Origin of the sequence: Loktanella sp. SALINAS62 (assembly GCF_018263905.1) — a bacterium.
GTDB lineage: Bacteria > Pseudomonadota > Alphaproteobacteria > Rhodobacterales > Rhodobacteraceae > Loktanella.
Genome location: NZ_JAAFZU010000028.1, coordinates 60140 through 77341, shown reverse-complemented (window position 1 = coordinate 77341; position 17202 = coordinate 60140). Strand labels below are relative to the sequence as shown.

At 61.2% G+C, this 17202-nt stretch carries 15 protein-coding genes; 2 read left to right on the top strand and 13 right to left on the bottom strand.

Annotated features, from left to right (window positions below):
- Positions 1-58: 58 nt before the first annotated feature.
- Entirely contained in the window at positions 59-1516 is a 1458-nt protein-coding gene (locus GZH79_RS10515; protein ID WP_211643743.1) for an FGGY-family carbohydrate kinase, read from the bottom strand.
- 817 nt (positions 1517-2333) lie between these two features.
- Here GZH79_RS10515 and GZH79_RS10510 point away from each other — a divergent pair.
- Positions 2334-3251, top strand: coding sequence for a calcium/sodium antiporter (locus GZH79_RS10510; RefSeq protein WP_211643742.1), 918 nt, complete (start codon positions 2334-2336; stop codon positions 3249-3251).
- A 396-nt stretch (positions 3252-3647) separates the two neighbouring features.
- Here GZH79_RS10510 and GZH79_RS10505 read toward each other — a convergent pair whose 3' ends face one another.
- Positions 3648-3962 carry a hypothetical protein gene (locus GZH79_RS10505; RefSeq protein WP_211643741.1) on the bottom strand — a complete coding sequence of 105 codons (315 nt, stop codon included), beginning with the start codon at positions 3960-3962 and terminating at the stop codon, positions 3648-3650.
- Positions 3963-4266: 304 nt separating this feature from the next.
- Between GZH79_RS10505 and GZH79_RS10500 the strand changes: the two genes are divergently transcribed.
- Positions 4267-5751 (top strand): fused MFS/spermidine synthase, encoded by a 1485-nt coding sequence (locus GZH79_RS10500; RefSeq protein ID WP_349291186.1) that lies wholly within the window; start codon positions 4267-4269, stop codon positions 5749-5751.
- 440 nt (positions 5752-6191) lie between these two features.
- Here GZH79_RS10500 and GZH79_RS10495 read toward each other — a convergent pair whose 3' ends face one another.
- The 11 genes from GZH79_RS10495 to GZH79_RS10445 are packed head-to-tail and all read right to left on the bottom strand — an operon-like array spanning position 6192 to position 17115.
- Positions 6192-7076 (bottom strand): intradiol ring-cleavage dioxygenase, encoded by an 885-nt coding sequence (locus tag GZH79_RS10495; protein WP_211643740.1) that lies wholly within the window; start codon positions 7074-7076, stop codon positions 6192-6194.
- Entirely contained in the window at positions 7073-8857 is a 1785-nt protein-coding gene (locus tag GZH79_RS10490) for an FAD-dependent monooxygenase (RefSeq protein ID WP_211643739.1), read from the bottom strand. The genes GZH79_RS10495 and GZH79_RS10490 overlap by 4 nt, the downstream gene beginning before the upstream one ends.
- Positions 8858-8867: 10 nt before the next feature.
- Complete coding sequence (locus tag GZH79_RS10485) at positions 8868-9920, bottom strand: branched-chain amino acid ABC transporter permease (RefSeq protein WP_211643738.1); 1053 nt, start codon at positions 9918-9920, stop codon at positions 8868-8870.
- Between the two features lie 10 nt (positions 9921-9930).
- Positions 9931-10794, bottom strand: coding sequence for a branched-chain amino acid ABC transporter permease (locus GZH79_RS10480; protein ID WP_211643737.1), 864 nt, complete (start codon positions 10792-10794; stop codon positions 9931-9933).
- On the bottom strand, positions 10791-11498 hold the full coding sequence (locus tag GZH79_RS10475; protein WP_211643736.1) for an ABC transporter ATP-binding protein: 708 nt from the start codon (positions 11496-11498) through the stop codon (positions 10791-10793). Before GZH79_RS10475 ends, GZH79_RS10480 begins: the two co-directional genes overlap by 4 nt.
- Positions 11495-12214, bottom strand: coding sequence for an ABC transporter ATP-binding protein (locus tag GZH79_RS10470; RefSeq protein WP_211643735.1), 720 nt, complete (start codon positions 12212-12214; stop codon positions 11495-11497). Before GZH79_RS10470 ends, GZH79_RS10475 begins: the two co-directional genes overlap by 4 nt.
- A gap of 58 nt (positions 12215-12272) precedes the next feature.
- Positions 12273-13553 carry an ABC transporter substrate-binding protein gene (locus tag GZH79_RS10465; protein ID WP_211643734.1) on the bottom strand — a complete coding sequence of 427 codons (1281 nt, stop codon included), beginning with the start codon at positions 13551-13553 and terminating at the stop codon, positions 12273-12275.
- 33 nt (positions 13554-13586) lie between these two features.
- Complete coding sequence (locus tag GZH79_RS10460; RefSeq protein WP_211643733.1) at positions 13587-14648, bottom strand: maleylacetate reductase; 1062 nt, start codon at positions 14646-14648, stop codon at positions 13587-13589.
- Positions 14645-15292 (bottom strand): dienelactone hydrolase family protein, encoded by a 648-nt coding sequence (locus tag GZH79_RS10455; protein ID WP_211643732.1) that lies wholly within the window; start codon positions 15290-15292, stop codon positions 14645-14647. Before GZH79_RS10455 ends, GZH79_RS10460 begins: the two co-directional genes overlap by 4 nt.
- A gap of 9 nt (positions 15293-15301) precedes the next feature.
- Positions 15302-16258 (bottom strand): VOC family protein, encoded by a 957-nt coding sequence (locus tag GZH79_RS10450; protein ID WP_211643731.1) that lies wholly within the window; start codon positions 16256-16258, stop codon positions 15302-15304.
- Between the two features lie 20 nt (positions 16259-16278).
- Positions 16279-17115 (bottom strand): dioxygenase, encoded by an 837-nt coding sequence (locus GZH79_RS10445; protein ID WP_211643730.1) that lies wholly within the window; start codon positions 17113-17115, stop codon positions 16279-16281.
- Positions 17116-17202 lie beyond the last annotated feature (87 nt).

Here is a 17202-nt window from a genome sequence, read left to right as displayed (position 1 = left end):
GCCATTTTTTTCTCCCTTGTTTAAAATATCCTTACCGCGTTGCCGCCAAAGGGCAAGTTTAACGGGCATTTATCTGTGTCAGTCGTTTTCCCAGATCACCGGTTTGCCGGATCGCATCGCAATAGAGCGAATGTAGATCTTCAGTCCGGAAACGCTGACTAGGATCAGGCGTATACGTGCGATCATATGTAGCCAAAGCCCCGAGCGCTTCGGTGATATGCGTAAAATGACCTGCGCCGACACCGGCCATCATAGCAGCCCCCAAAACGCCGGGTTCGCCCAATTCAAGTACGCGTAATTCTGCCCCAAGTATGTCTGCACGGATTTGATTCCATGAGGCGGATCGAAACCCGCCTCCGCCACAAAGGATCACATCGCTTTTGACGCCAGCGGAGGCTTGTAGCGCCTCGAGGGCCATGCGTGCGGACATGGCGACGCCTTCGTAGACGGCGCGCGCGAAGTCACCTCTTGCGGTTGCCCGGCTGACGCCCAAGAACGCAGCCCGCAGATCCGCATCCCAAAGCGGGGCGCGTTCTCCTTGTAGCTGGGGCAGGAACAAAGGGGTCGCGGTGCTGGGTGATGTCTGGGCGACCAGCGCTGACATCTCATCCAGTTTTAGGCCGTTGGATTGCGCAAACCACATTTTCGCGTCGCCCCCTGACTGCGTCGGAGCAGCGTGAAGGCGGATACCGTCATAATCGGGAAAGACGATGACACCAGAAGTTGGCGTGACGGTTTGCGACGAAATTCCCATAATCTCGCTCGTACCGCTGAGATACATCGATGTGCCGTCTTGTGCTCCGCCGGTGCCGACCAGACCGGCCCAGGCATCCATCGTACCACAGATCAGCGGCACACCCTTGAGCGGGCCCTCTTTGATCAGTCCAATCGATTGCATGATCCCGGCGATCGGCGCGACCCGGTCACGTGCGCCGGGCACGAGATCAAGTATATCCAGCACATAGCCTAAGGTCTGATCGACCAGCCCGATGCTGGACACGGCGTCTGTCGCGACCACTCCCGTCAGATGAAACGCAACGTAATCTTTGGGCAACATGACCCAGCGTGTCTGCTGCCATATATCCGGCATGTTTTCGGCAACCCAAGCCATCCGCGAGCATGCATGACTGGCATCGATTGGCATTGGTGCGCCCCACCATTTCAATTTGTCTTCTGTGGTGACACGAGCATCCAAGGCGATTGCGACAGATTGCGCGCGCCCATCTTGCCAAACGATAGCGGGCAAAAGTGCCGTACCGTCGGCGTCTGCAAACACGTGCGTATTTACCTGACTGGTCAGCCCTGCTGCCACAACACCGTCTAGGTCCATCTCGGCTAGGGCCAGATGGACCAGACGCACCCAGTCTTGCGGATCTTGTTCAACCGCGCCGCCAGTCTGCCAATGGGTCGGATAACTATGCGAAAAACGTGAGATCACCTGCCCTGCCTCATCTATGACCGCGGCTTTTACGGATGTCGTGCCAACGTCAATCCCCACAATTCGAGCATTCTTCATGTCTTACTCCTAGTTACCCATAAGTTAACCCGATGGCCGATTGGCGTTCCAGACATGGTTATTAAAATGAATGCCGACAGTAGTCTTGAGAATTGTCCGTGATTGACGCTCAATGAAATTTTGCGTCCGTCAAGGGTTGGAATGTGACGGTCTAGAATGAATGGTTTCCCCCTTTGAGAAGATCCCCTTTTATAAGCTCAATCGAAGTGTTGGCAGGGGATAGAGGTGCACAGCTGCGTCGAATGATGCGTTGCCAGGTAGGCACATAACCCATCGACGACTAGCGGGTTTGTTCGGTTCGCTGCCGCCTTCAGCAGGGACGGATTCCGGCATTCGCCGCACATGCAGGCTGTTCGAGCAGAGCTGGCCGTAGCGGACAGATCGTTTCAATCCCAGAGAGTTCACTGCACCAACGGATAACCTTAACGACCCTTTACGCGACATTCGCCCCTTCAAGCTGAGATCGTATGGGTTTACGGAAGTCTTCACTAATCCACTGACATTGCGCATGGAAGCGCTGCCGGTATTCTCCCGGGGTCAGGCACACGATCCGGTGGAAGATTTTGCGGAGGGCTCCGGCGTCGGAATTGAGCCACCCCCGGATCAACGGTCAGGTTCCCGGGTGATTTAAGCTCCTGCCCTCCCCTTCTGATTGGCCGACATGGCGCGCGGGCTCAGCGGTCAGGCAGCCGTCCTATGTCGCCTTTGGCACATATCTGCCAAGCGTCGGAACAGTTTTGCGGCATCACTATTCAAACTGCCATCGCACACCTACCTGCGCAGCAGCAGTGGCAGTGTCGGCAAGTGGGGAAGCGTCTTGGATTACATCTACATCGTGGCCGGGTTGATCGGCCTCTTCTTCGGCGGCGAAGCGCTGGTGCGCGGCAGCGTCGGCATCGCCAAACGGCTTGGCATGTCATCTTTGCTGATCGGCCTGACAGTCGTGGGCTTTGGCACATCGACGCCGGAGCTGCTGGTATCGGTGCAGGCGGCGCTGAACGATGTGCCGGCCATCGCCATCGGCAATATCGTCGGATCGAACATCGCCAACATCCTGCTCATCGGTGGCCTGACCTGTCTGGTCTGGCCAATCCGCGTGTCGGGCGCCACGCTGAAGCGGGACACAGGCGTGATGATCGCGGCGGCATTGGTGCTGGTCCCGATTTTCGTGACCGGGCAGATGGGACGGCTGACGGGTTTCCTACTGCTGGCGGGCCTGATCGGCTATCTGGTCTGGGCCTATCTGCAGCCGGGTGATGCGGCCGAGGATGATGTGGACGGCGCGGTGCCCAAGTCGATACCGGTGTCTGTCCTGTGGGTGGTCGGCGGTCTGGTCGTGCTGATCTTCGGTGCGCGCTTCCTCGTCACGGGTGCCACAGACATTGCGCGGGACTTTGGCCTTTCCGAAGCGTTTATCGGCCTGACAATCGTGGCGGTGGGCACGTCGTTGCCGGAACTGGCGACCTCGATCATCGCAGCCTTCCGCAAACAGTCCGAAATCGCGATCGGCAACATCGTGGGGTCGAACATCTTTAACGTGCTGGGCATCCTCGGCGTCACGGCGCTGATCGCGCCCATCCCCGTCGAGGCGCGGTTCCTGACGTTCGACCTGCCGGTGATGATCGCGGCGTCCGTGCTGTTCGCTGCTCTGCTGCTGACGCGACCGATTGTCGGACGCGGTCTGGGTGTGGGCCTGCTGATCCTGTATGTCGTCTACGTGTATGTCGCGCAATAATCTGCTCGACGCGGACGTGCTGCACGGGTTGATCGTCAGGCTGGCATGAGCAGACCCGCGCCATGATCAGACTGGCCACCTCGCGGATCGACAAACTGTGTTGGCGATGCGCTTCAGCTCTCTTGCCGACATCGCCAACCGGCCCGATCTGGCGTGATAACGCTGGACGGGGTCGTGCTGCGGAACGCGAGCGGGTGGAAAGTGTGAATTCGCTGCGCTTATCGCCAGTGTCAGATATGCGGGACATTGCAGGCTTTCGCTGCACTTTGCACGGATGTCCATTCAATTTGAACGTACGCTAACGAGCAAGATCGATACCTCGTCGGGTGGAGCCGAAATCTTGCACGGGGAGGATCATGCGTTGTCGAGTGCCGTCCCTCGTCTCCGGGCGTCTGCCTATGCCGCGGCCGCCCTGATATCGTCCACGAGAACGGCAAATCGGGTGGCCCTCCGGTCGAATGCGCGCCGCTTCCGGTCTTCGCGCAACTCCTTGGCTGGTCCGGTGGGGCGGTTGTTGACGTCGACGACGTAGTGCCGCCCGTCCCAGTCGCGAAGAGCATCCACCTCGCCGAAGTCGAGGCCGAGCCGGGCTGCGAAACGTGACAGCTTGTCGAGTTCGTCAACCGAGTAGACCTCCTGGGGCTCGTGAAACCGCAAGCCATCCTGATAGTTCTCGAAGCGGCGTTTCAGCGGCCGACGCATCTTGATCACGATGAGGACCTCACCGCCCTTCAACGACGTGCGTAGGTCGACGGCCTGCGACCCCTCCGCTGCGTCGACGAGGCGCTAGTAGACGTGCCCAGCAAGAAGCTGGTCCGGCGAGCGGACCTTTCAGGATAGTCCGTCGAGGGCGAAGTTCTTGTATTTCGTGGATACACAACGTTTGTGAAGACAGACTGCATGTTGTTGCCCTGCCCATCTGCACACTGGCAAGATTCTCATCTGCCAGTTTGTTCCGGCAAAACATGTATTTTTGGAAAATCCTGCTACTTCATGGGTTCGCGCGGGGGAAGTCGTGCTCATCCACGCCCAAATAATCGACAAGGAGGCCGCCATCCGCTTTTCAGTCACCATCGCTCTCATCCTCGTTCTGTCCGCCGTGGGGCTGACCTACGAGATTGCCGCAGGCCGCGTATTGGCCCCTTATTTTGGCACATCGCTGCTGACTTGGACGACTGTGATCGCGACAGTTTTAGGCGGGTTTTCTCTGGGCAGCGCCCTTGGTGGAATCGTGGCGGACCGACCTCGCAGCGTTGCGTTAGGCAATGTCCGCAGCGCGCTTGTCGCGACGGCGGTGCTGATGGCCGTATCGCCAACGGTGCTCGGTCTGGTGTATTCTTGGGGCGCGCGCGGCACCGATGGGATGTTGCTGAGCGTGTTTCTCGTGTTCTTTCCAGCATCCGTATTTGTGACGCTTCCGTCACCCTTGCTTGCAAAACTCGCAATGGAGGCGCGACCGGACCGGGAGGGATCGTCGCTGGGCTTCGTGCTGGCCGCAGGGTCGGTCGGGGCGATCTTCGGGGCCATCCTCGCCGGGTTCGTGACCCTGCCTCTGATCGGATCGACGGCTACTTTCGCCGCCTGTGGGGCCATAGCCCTGCTCTGCCTGCCTTTCGTGCGTGGCGGGCCGCCCGGCCACCCCGGCGTCATCGTCGCAGCGGCGGGGTTCGTCGCCTTTGCCGGCCTCGCCGGGTCCCCGGCCTGCCAATACGAATCCGGTCTGTCATGCTTGCACGTCGTCCAGCGAGGTCCGGAGGTGCGCCTTGTTTCTGACGGCACAGTGCAAGCCGCTGAGCGGCCCGCGTCGGCAGAGGGCGACGATGACACGGTCGGCCTGGCGCTTAGCTATACCGAGTGGGTCTGGGAACGCATGGACCGCGACCTGGGGCCTGAGGCATCGGTTCTGTTCATCGGCGGCGGCGGCTACACTCTGCCGACCAAGCTGCTCGCTTCGCGACCGGACGCAAATGCAAGGGTTGTCGAAATAGATCCCTTGGTGACCGACGTGGTGCGCATGCACATGCCGCGTGCCGCGGAGATGATCGCGCAGACCGGCTATGACGCTTCCGAGGCAGTAGATGCAGACGGTCGGCTCGGAATCGTTCATGCGGACGGACGGGTCTACCTGAATGAAACAGATCGACGCTTCGACGCCGTCGTGATGGATGCGTTTTCCTCTGGTTCGGTCCCGGCGCATCTGGTCACGCGTGAAACCTTCGCCCGGCTGCGTGAGATCGTCGACGGCCCAGTCTATGTGAACCTTTTGGATCGTCCCGACGGTCCCCTCGCGCGCGGCGTCCAAGCCATCCTGCAGGAGTTTTATCCCCACGTTAAGGCCGTGCAGGGTCACGTGTACACGTCGGGCCGCACCAATATTCTCTTCGCTGCTTCCCTCCGTCCGCTTGAGCCTCTCGTCCGGTTGTCAGGCGGCTACATCCCTACCCAAATCTCCGACGCGCGTGCTTTCACCGATGATCGCGGCTGGGTCGGGCATCGGTAATTCGAACAAGCTACGCGCGTAATTTGGCTGCCCCTATTCAGAGGTCGAGCTCCCGTTGAAATCACAGTCAGACAGTGAACAAGGGAGATGATTGATGGAATATTTTGCCGGTTTGGATGTGTCACCTCGCTCGTGTGCCATCTGTGTGTTTGATGTCAAAGGCAAGGTTATGCTCGAAAGTGAGCTATCGGCGAAATGCTTTGTCTGTCCGCCCGAAGCTTGATCCGTTCATTCCGATCATCGATCAGATTTTTACGATTATTAACACACCATCAAACCGTGGGAACAAACACCTCGTCCTGGGGCCGTTGCGGTTTGTTGTCAGCTTCGCCCCAACATCCTGCGCATCTCGGTGATTGTAGCATCCTTATGCCTTCAATGGATCATCGAATGGAAATTTGGACAGACTAGAAAAAGGTCAAAGTCAGGCAAGGGTCCGGTCATGATGTACCTGCCAATACGAAGTCATGTTTCACCTCAAAGAAAGGCGCTTGCGCGCCCTTGGCTTCGATGCGGGCCTTGTCTTCTACCAGCTCGAACTCCGCCATCAAGGACTGCTTGACGCCAAAGACCGCGTCGGAATGGATGTACTCGTCCCGCGGGTCGAAGATATGCGTGACAAGCGTTTCGAAGCCCTCCGCCTCTATGATGTAGTGCAGATGCGCGGGCCGGTAGGGGTGCCGCCCAAGGGCTGCTAGCATCTTGCCGACAGGGCCATCGTCGGGGATCGGATAGGATTTCGGCTTGGCCCCCCAGAACCAATACACTCCGTCCGCACCGGTGCGGAACACGCCGCGAAAGTTGAAATCGGGTTGGATGCCCTTTTGTTGCACGTCGTAGAACCCGTCGTCATTGGTCTGCCAGACGTCGATCCTGGCGCCTGCGATCGGGTTCCCGTCCGTATCAAGAATGCGCCCCTTGACCAGCATCCGGTCGCCCTTGCCGTCAAGACAGATATCCGCTCCCATTGGTCGTTCAGGTGCATCGGGCACGTGGAACGGGCCCAGAACGGTGCTTTCCGATGCGCCGCTTGGTTTGCGATTATTGATGGCATCGACCAGCATCGACACGCCCAGCACGTCCGACAACAAAATGAATTCCTGCCTCCAGTCATCACATTTATGGCCGGTCTCTGTCAGGAACATGATCGCCTTGAACCACTCCTCCTGCGTCGGTTCGACTTCCTTGACCGCGGCGTGCAGGTGGCGGGTAATCGCCTCCATCAATTCGGCTAAGCGTGCATCTGACGCGTTGGCATTACGACTGACAACCACCTCGGCCGAGTTCTCCTCGGTGAAATAGCCCTGTTCGGTCTGGTTGCTCATGCCGCACCCTCCATTTTTCTTGGTACGCTTGGTTGCAAGATTTCCGTCAGAACGCGTCGCAATTCAGTCGTCGGGTCGGCGACCATCTCGTCGGTGCGCCATGCGACGTGGTGATCGGGACGTACAAGGACGCAACCGCTGTCGCGCACTTCAGACGCGCGCGACCAGTCGCCGGTGTGGTCCTGAACCCTGCGACGCGGCCCGATTAGGTGGACGTTCACCGATAGCCCGAGCTCTGCGCCCACGATGCGCGCGGCGTCCTCCCAAGCCTCGCCGCCTATCCCGGTCAGCAGCGAAAACGCCCCGTGCCCGACAAGATCAAGGGTCGATAGCTTCTCGCCCTCTGGCGTGAAGACCCAGACATGTGGCAGGCGCGCGCCGGGCCAAGTGGTCGGATGGTAATGCAGTTCCTCGTCCATTGAAAAAGCGGGCTCCAACTGCCCATCCGTCACGACCGCGTCCGAAGCGTATCGCTGGTTCATCTCCACTCCGTGGCAGTCAAACTCGTATTTCTTGAAGGCGATGGCGTCCCGCAGCGCAGCGCGCTGCTTCTCGGCGGCGCTGTTGGCTTCGGTCCTAGCATCCATGTTTTGCTGCATCTTTACCGGGTCGACAGACCCGCTCAGCCCAAGCGCATCGAAGATCGGCCCGAACTCTCCGATCGACTGGTTGGCGCGGGTCACGATCTGTTTGGCGACAGGCGCACGTTCTGCGGTGTAGCTGTCCAGAAGCCCCGGACCCGCCTGCCTTTTCAGCACGGCGGCCAGTTTCCAGCACAGGTTGAACGCATCTTGGATCGATGTGTTGGAGCCGAGCCCGTTGGACGGTGGATGCCGGTGCGCGGCATCGCCCATAATGAACACACGGCCCTTCTGCATCTTGGTTGCATAGGCGTTGTTGACCGTCCAGGTGCTAGCGCTGATCAACTCGATCTCAAGCTCGGGATCGCCAACCAACTGGCGCGCGACCTCGGTCGCATAGGCGGGCGTCACGTCGGGGGCCGCTTCGTTGATGTCGTAGCCCCAGACGATCAGCCATTCATTCCAGGGCCGGATCATCCGCACCAGCCCCATTCCGATGCCGCCGACGTTCGCGCCGGGCTGCATCACCCAGTAAAGGACAGACGGGCGATGCGCGACGAAGCGGGACAAATCGGCCCGGAACAGAATGTTCATCGACCCGCCGACGCCCATTTTGCCTTCGATCGGCAGCGCCTCGTTCTCGGCCACACGTGAATTGCCGCCATCCGCGCCGATCAGGTATTTCGACCGGATCGTCAGGTCCTGCCCCGTCAGTCGGTCGCGCACCGTCGTGGTGACGCCATCGGCATCCTGCACATGGCTAAGGTATTCCGTGCTCATCCGGGCTTGGGTGCCACGACTGGCGGCCGTCTTGAACAGGATCGGTTCCATGAAGGTCTGCGGCAGATCGTTCATGAATGTGGGCGACGACAACAGGTGCTCCGCCTTCGACATCGGATGTGTGCCCCAGCTTTTCATCCGGCCGATTTCTTCACCGGCAAGGCTTTCGCAAAACACGTTCTCGCCCATCAGCTCCTGCTCGGTCGCGTGCAGGTAGGCCTCAGCCTCGACATCGCGGCCAAGGTCGCGCAAGACCTCCATTGTGCGCTGGTTTGTGATGTGCGCGCGCGGCGTGTTGGCGAGCCAGCGATAGCGGTTGATGGCGATGTTTTCGATGCCGTAGGTCGACAGCAAGGCGGCACTGGCAGAGCCGGCAGGCCCGGTGCCAATGATCAGAACGTCGGTTTCCATGTCTGCCATGGTGTCCTCCCTATTTCTTCGGTGTTGGGTAAAGGCGGCGCCGGATCGGGAACAATTGCAACCCGGTCTTGTTGGAAATCAGGCCCCAAAGCCCGCGCGGCGCGAACAGCATCACGAGAATGCCGAGCCCGCCAAGAACCATCAAGTACCAGCTTCCGAAATCAGCCAGCAGGCTTTGTAGCGCGAAAAACACCAGGACGCCGATGATCGGGCCTTCGATGGTGCCGATCCCGCCGATCACGACGATGAAGATGACATAGGCGGTCCAGTCGGTGACGCTGAACGCGGCATCGGGGCTGATCCTTGCTTTTTGCAAGTAGATTAGCCCGCCCGCGACCCCGGTGCCGAAGGCCGATACGATGAAGACAAGCCATTTCATGCGACCTGCGTCCACGCCCACGGATTTCGCAGCCTCGATGTTGTCACGTACTGCCGCAAGCGCCAGCCCGCGCTTGGTGCGCAGCAGCCAGTAGATGCCGCCAACGGTGACAACCGCCAGCGCCAGTGCCAGCCAGTAGGTGACGATGTCGCGCGCGGCACTGGCGCGCACGTCGAACAGCGACTCTACCGTTGCGACGCCCCAGAAGTCGCGCGCATCGGGCGGCAGCGATGTACCTGTTCCGCCGCCGACGGCCTTCCATTGCGCAACGCTCAGCCGCACGACCTCTGCCACGACCCAGGTTCCGATGGCAAAATACGCGCCTTGCAGGCGAAAGGCGAAAAAAGCCGTCGGCACCGCGACCACGGCGGCGGCGATGCCAGACAACATCAACGCGGCGACCGGGTCCATGCCCCACAGGATCGCGGCCCCGAACAGCGCGTAGGCACCAAGCCCGACGAAGGCCTGTTGCCCGACGCTGACAAGGCCGCCGTATCCTGCCAGCAGGTTCCAGAACTGGGCCAATGTCAGCATCGTCAAGATGAAGAACAGATCCTGGATCAGGCTGCGGCTGGCGAACAGCGGGACCGCAACCGCCACAATCAACAGAATCGCTGCACCGATTGCCGCCAGTTGCGAGGCGGGCGTTCTGGTCTGCACCGTGTAGGTATGCGTCTGGATCATGCTCAGCCCTCTAGTCGTAAGCGCGCGGGAACAGCCCGCGCGGCTTGATCAGCAGCACCACCAGAAAGGCGACATGTCCCGCCAGGATCTGCCATTCGGGGTTGATCGCAGCCCCGACCGTCTGCGCTACGCCGATGATGATGCCACCGACCAGCGTCCCCCACAGCGACCCAAGCCCCCCGATGATCACCGCCTCGAACGCGTAGATCAGTCGGGCGGGGCCGATTGTGGGGTCGAAGTTGGAGCGCATTCCAAGGTAAAGCGCCGCAATCGTCACCACGATCATGGCAATGCCGGTGGCCACCGCGAAGACGCTTGCCGGCTTGATCCCCATCAGGCTGGCGGTCACCGGATCGTCAGATGTGGCGCGGAACGCCCGCCCCAAAGCGGTGCGATAGAAGATCTGGTTCAGCGCGACGATCACCACGATAGCCGATGCGAAGGTCAGCATCGGCATCACGCCAAGCGTGACCGCACCTAGATCGACCGATGCGGTCTCAAGCGGGCCCGCGCGCACCCGCTGGCTGTCTGCCGTAAACCCCTCCAGAAGCGCGTTTTGTAGCACGATGGACAGCCCAAAGGTTACCAGAAGCGGCGGCAAGATATCCTCGCCCAGCACCCGGTTCAGGACCAAGCGCTGCAAGACCCATCCGAAGCCGAACATAACAGGCATCGCGATGGCGGCGGCAAGAAACGGGTTGATCCCGAGAATCGAGACGACGAGCAAAATCAGGTAGGCGCCCAATACGATCAGGTCGCCATGCGCAAGGTTCACCAGCCGCATGATCCCGAACACCAGCGACAATCCTGCGGCGAACAGGGCGTAGAGCCCGCCCAGAAGAATGCCCTGCGCAATTGTGTCGATCCAGATCATGCCGCCGCTCCGAAATAGGCATTGTGGATGGCATCGCGGCTCAGGTCGGATGGCGCGCCGCTCAGCGTCACGCGCCCCTCCATCATGCAATGCACGCGGTCCGCGACCTTCATCGCCTGACCGATGTCTTGTTCAACCACGATCACCGCAGCGCCCGCCTCCTGGATCTGCGGCAAGGCGGCGTAGATGTCGCGGATCACGACCGGCGCAAGGCCAAGGCTGATCTCGTCGCATAGAAGCACGCGGGGGTTACTTATCAACGCGCGCCCGATGGCGACCATCTGTTGCTGCCCCCCAGACAGCGAAGTTCCGGGCACCCTGCGCTTTTCCTTGAGGATCGGAAACAGGTCATAGATGCGCTGCAAGGACCAGTAACCATTGCCGCTGCGCCCATGCGCCCCGATCAAAAGGTTCTCTTCGACGCTGAGTGACGGGAACAGTTTGCGCCCCTCGGGCACCATCGCGATGCCTAGGCCTACGATCTCGTCCGCGGGCAGCGCGCCGACCTGCCGTCCCTCGAACGTCACCATCTGGGGCGCGTTCCGCAAAACCCCTGCGATGGACCGCATCAGGGTGGTCTTGCCTGCCCCGTTCGCCCCGATGATTGCGATCGTCTCGCCCTCGTCCAGCGCGATGTCGACACCGAACAGCGCCTGGAAATCGCCGTAACCAGCGGTCAAGTCGTGGGTTGCAAGCAGGCTCATATATCGATCCCCAGATAGATTTCCCTGACCTCGCGGCTCTCCATGATCTCTGCGGGCGCGCCAAGGCCGATGACCTTGCCAAAATCCAGCACCAAAAGCCGTTCCACCACAGAGTTGAGCGCGTGCAGCACATGTTCGATCCAGATGATCGTGATGCCGCCCGCGTGGATCGACTTGATCGTCTCGATCAGCGACCGGCATTCACCCTCTGTCAGGCCGCCTGCGATTTCATCAAGTAACAGCAGCTTCGGCCCCGTCGCCATGGCGCGCGCCAGTTCCAGCCGCTTGCGTTGCAGCAGGCTTAACGTTCCAGCGGTGGTGTTGGCGACCGCCATCAATTCGGTCTGTTCAAGAATGGCGGCGCACTCTGCCGTAACCTCGCGTTCCGACCGCCCTTGCCCGTGGGTGGCCGACACCAGCAGATTCTCGAACACCGTCAGATTGCCGAACGGCTGCGGGATCTGGAACGACCGCCCGACGCCCGCCAGACAGCGCTGCATCGGTGGCACCTTTGTCACGTCCACCCCATCAAAGGTGATCCGTCCGCGATCGGGCGCGAATTTTCCGTTGATCAAGTTGAACAGCGTCGATTTCCCGGCTCCATTCGGCCCGATGATTCCCAACGCCTCGCCCTTGGGCACGTCAAAGCTGACGTCATCGGACACCGTAAGCGCGCCGAAGGATTTGGAGACGTTTTGAAGGCTCAAAATGGACATCGGATTTCCTGAAGGGTTGCAGGCCCCGCCAAACGACAGGGCCTGCGGGTTCAAAGCTCTAGGCCAGCGCTTCCATGGTGCCGCCGGTCGGGATGTTCGGCGCGGTGGTGTTGTCGACCACCACGAGCTCGAACGATCCGTCCTCCTGCCGCCGCCACTGGCCACCGACGAGGGGCGTCTTGCAAACGTTCTGCGCCGCGAAGGGCGGCACGCCCGCACCGTCCCAGGCGATGCGGCCGACCATCGTGTCCAGTTCGGTCGCACGGATCGTCTCGACCACGCCTTCGGGATCAGTCGGGTCTTCCGCCCGCTTGATGACGTCCGCCGCCATTTCGAACAGCGAATGAACGAACCCGATGGGCTGTGTCCAAGGCCGCCCCGTCGCCTCGGTGAAACTGGCCGCCAGATCGGCGCAGCTTTCGCCGGTCAGGGACGAGGTGAACGGGTGGCTTGCAGACCACCACACCTCGGACGACAGATTGTGGCCCGCCTCGCCAAGCGTTTCGACTGACTGCGGAAACAAGATCGCCTTGGCCACCGTGATCGCCTTGGGGCTGAAGCCCTGCTGGATCGCCTGGTTACGGAAGGTGGTGAAGTCGGGCGGGATCACAACGCCGGTGACGATCTCGGCATTGGCCGCCTTGAACGCGTTGATCTGAGCGCTGAAATCGTCGGTCAGGTTCTGGAACCGGCCCGGATCGGTCGTCGTGTATCCCGCTTCGGAGAATCCCGGTGCGACGCCCACATTGGGGTCGCCCCAAGCGTTACCATCCGCGTCGTTCGGGAACAGCCCGCCAACCTGCTTGTTGGTGTCCAACTGGTTCCACATATTGGTGAAGACGCCGATCACATCCTCTAGCCCCCAGAAATAGTGGTAGGCAAAGTTGAACGGCTGCCAGCTTTCCGGATCGCCCGGATTGCCCTGCTGCCCAATGAAGAACGGCTGCCACGGTGCTTTGGTCGAAATCACGGGGATCTCTTCGCCTTCGCAGACAGTCGCCACGGGATTGGTCGTTTCCGGCGTGGAGGCGACCAGCATGAAATCGATCTCGTCATCGATGATCAGTTCCTGCGCGACCGCCGCCGCCCGGTTCGGGTTCGACTGGCTGTCCTTCACGATGACCTCGACCGCGATGCCCTGCTCGGCCATCACGCGGTTGAACATCGCGATGGTAAAGCTGTCGGCCTCCGCAAAGCCCGCCAGTGGCCCAGTCTGCGGGCTGACATAGCCGATGCGCACTGCGCGGCGTTGCGCAATCGCTGGCATCGCCAGCCCCGTCGCCCCGGTGATCAGCCCGGTTGCCGCTGCCGTCTTGAGTAGTCTACGTCGCGTAATCATCTGAGTTCCTCCCTCTATATGATTGCAGTTTGGTCAGGTTTCCGGCCGATCCCCCCGCCAGGCTGCGCCCAGTATCGACCTTATTTCCTCCCGCCCGAAGGGGCGTGGGTTGTCGTATGGATTGCGGGTCGCGATCTCGGCGGCGCGGTCCAGATCGGCTTCGGTTACGCCAAGATCGGCAAGCCGCAGGGGCGCGCCGTTGGACTTGGCAAAATCCCATAGCCCACCGCCCACGCTGCCGCCGAAAATCTCTGCCACAGGGGCCAGCTTGTCGGGTACCGCCACCCCGTTGAACCCCGCCGTATGCGGCAACATGATCGCGTGCGTATCGGCGTGCGGCAGGCCGAAAGACCCGCCAAGCACGTGGCACAGCTTGTGGTGCAGCGCCATCGAGACATGACCAAGCGCGGTGGAACACAGCCATGCGCCGTAAAGCACCTTGGCGCGCGCGTCGTGATCGTCGGGCGCGGCAACGACCTTGGGCAGACCGTCCCGAAACGCACGCATCGCATCTAGCGCCATCATGTCCGTGATCGGGTTCGCGTCACGGGCATAAAGCCCCTCTACCCCATGCGCGATGGCATTCAGCGCAGATGTGACGGTCATGGCCACCGGCAGGCCAAGCGTCAAATTCACATCGTAGATTACCACTTCGGGCCGGATCGATTCATCGCGGCGCGTGGTTTTTTCGCCCTGCGCCGTTTCGCCCAGAATATCGGTCATCTCGGACCCGGCATAGGTCGTGGGGATCACAATCTGATCCGCCCCGGTGCGCGTTGCAATGGCCTTGGCCAACCCCACGGTGGACCCGCCGCCGATAGCCACGACACAGGCCGCGCCGCTTCGGAGAAACGCGTCGACCGCGCGGTCCGTCACCTCGATTGGGGTGTGCATCGCCGCTTTGGTGAACAGACCGGCGGCGGCGGTGCCAAGCCTGTCCGCGACTGCGCGCGCTTGATCGGCCTGCTGAGGCGTGGACACTACCAGTGCCGCGCGGTGGCAAAGTGCGGCCAGTTCATCCGCGACCAGATCCAGTGTGCCGCTGCCGAACACGACCCGCGTGGAGATCCCCGGAAAGACGAACGGCGCAGTCATGTGTCGCCCGCCATAGGCACATGCCCCAACGCCAGGTCGATCAGCATCCCGGACAGAACGGCAATCTCGGTGTCGTTGACCGCATGTGGGCGACCCGGAAACATGTCGGCGCGCAGTCGTGCGCCCGCGCGGGTCAGCGTCGCCAGCATTTTGTGATGATCGCCCGCCGGTATCCACGGGTCATCATCTCCGCAGCTTGCATAAACCGGCACGCCGTCCAGCCGCGCGAACGGCAGATCGTCAGACTCAACTCCGACACGGCAGCCGGTCAACAGGCAGGCGGCATCGGCCAGATCGGGCCGCCGCATCAACAGTTCGACCGCCATGCACGCGCCCTGTGAAAAGCCGCATAGCAAAACTGGGCGGCCCGGTGCATTGGCGCGCTCCGCCGCGATCACGGCGGCGATCTGCGCAATCCCGTGATCCAGCTCTGCCGGCGTCCGGTCGCCTAGCGGGTCGATGGCGCGCGCCGCGTACCAGGCTTCGGAGACGGATTTGGGAAGCGCGAACCGGACGTCCGGCAGATCCAGCCGGTCAACGATCATCGCCAGCATGTCGCCTTGCGTCTGGCCGCGTCCGTGCACGACGATGCAAATCACGTTCGCATCATCGGACGTCGCGCCGACATGGATCGGGTTGCCCATCCTTGTGCCTCAGAAGCTCGCGGGTTCAAGACCCGCTTCCATCTCGGCGCGGCGATCCTCGAACCATGGCGGGAACACCAGCGTCTGGCCGATGGCGTCGGCGGGTTCGTCCTTGGCCCACCCCTCGGGCACGGTCCAGGCCAGTTCGAACAACGCGCCGCCTGGGCTGCGGACGTAGCAGGATTTGAAATACATCCGGTCCTTCTGTTCCGAGATGTCGGTGAAACCCAACCCTTCGATATGCGCCCGCAGCGCCATCTGGTTTTCCTCGGTCCCGGTGTTCAGCGCCAAGTGATGCACCGTGCCACCCGCCAGCGTCCAGGTGCCCTGCGGAACATCGGGTTCATGCAGAACCTCCACGATGGATTTCGCGCCATCGTTCGTGGGAACGGCAAAGGCCAGACCTTCATGGCTGTCGGCGATCTTTTCCATCGGCAGCGCGATGGTCAGAAAATCGTCCATCGCACTGCGGTCCATCACAGAAATGGCCCCGCCGTAGATGCCCTTGATTCCATGTTCCGCGCTGACGCCCTGCACCTCGTTGGCAATCGGTGTGCGGTTGTCGCTTGGGTTTTCGACCAGTTCGTGCGGGATGCCGCAGGGATGTTCGAACACCACGCGATCCGCCCCGAAACGCGTGGTCTTGGTGGCCTCTACGCCCATCCCGTTCAGACGGTTGACCCAATAATCTGCTGCGCCCACTGGGATCGACTGCATCACGATCTTGGACTGGTTCGATCCGCGCCGCCCGTAGATGCCGGGCTTCTTGAACGGGAAGGTCGTGATGATGGTCGAAGCGTCGCCATTTTTCGCGCCGTAGTACAGGTGGTAGACCGGCAACACTCCATCGAACAGCACCGTGCGCTTGACCGAGTAAAGGCCAAGCGTCTTGGTATAGAAATCATAGTCCTCCTGCACGCCATGCGTGCTGAGCGTCATGTGATGATAGCCGCTGATCTGAGCCATGGTTTTCTCCTCCCCAAAGTTTATCGACGGTGATGATCCGGGCGGGCCCGGGCAAGCTTGAAGGTAAATCCGGTCGTCTTGTCCCCGAAATCGGCCAGCAGGTCCGGCGCCGCGCACCAAAGAGGGTCGGCGCCGATTTGCGGGTCGGACTTGTCGAACACATGCGTAACAAGTGTCTGGAACCCGGTCGCAGCGACGCGGAACTGTATGTGCGCTGGCCTGACCAGCGACAGGTCAAGCGCGCGAAGCAACGCGGCCACGGGTCCATCGGCGGGCAAGCTATAACCAGCGGGCCGCACCGTCCGGAATGTCACAACACCCTGCGCGTCGGTAACGAACCGCCCGCGCAGGTTGTAGTCCGGCTGGCTATCGGGGTTCTGGTTTTCGAACGTCCCGTCCCCGTTTGCCTGCCACACGTCCACCGTGGCCCCCGGCACCGGGTCGCCATCAAGGTCGGTGACATGGGCGACGAAGCTCAGCGGCACGCCGATCCCGTCGATCGAGATGGTGTCGCCCGATGCCTTGCGCGGCGCGCCGTCCCTGTAAAATGGCCCGAGCATGGTCTGCGCGGTCGCGCCCATCGGCCGATCCACCCCGATCTTTTCGATCAGGTCGGTCAGGCCGGTCGCATCCGACAGCAAAGCCCATTCGTTTCGCCGGTCATCCGTCGACAGCCCGACATCCGTCGCAAAGCACATGGCCACGCTTAATTCGTCGCGCGTGACCCGGTGCTTGACGACCACAGCCTCGACCGCCCCCACAAGATCGGCAATGATGGCGGCAAGGCGCGTGTCGCGGGTTGCGGCATGTTGCGCAAACCCGTTCCCCCGACGATTTGGCGCCTTGCCCCCATCCATGGTCGTCATCCCCCCGTTTGACTTCCACCGTAAACGGCGCGACATTCGATAGTATCGAATTTCAGACCTGCGATATAACGAATTGAT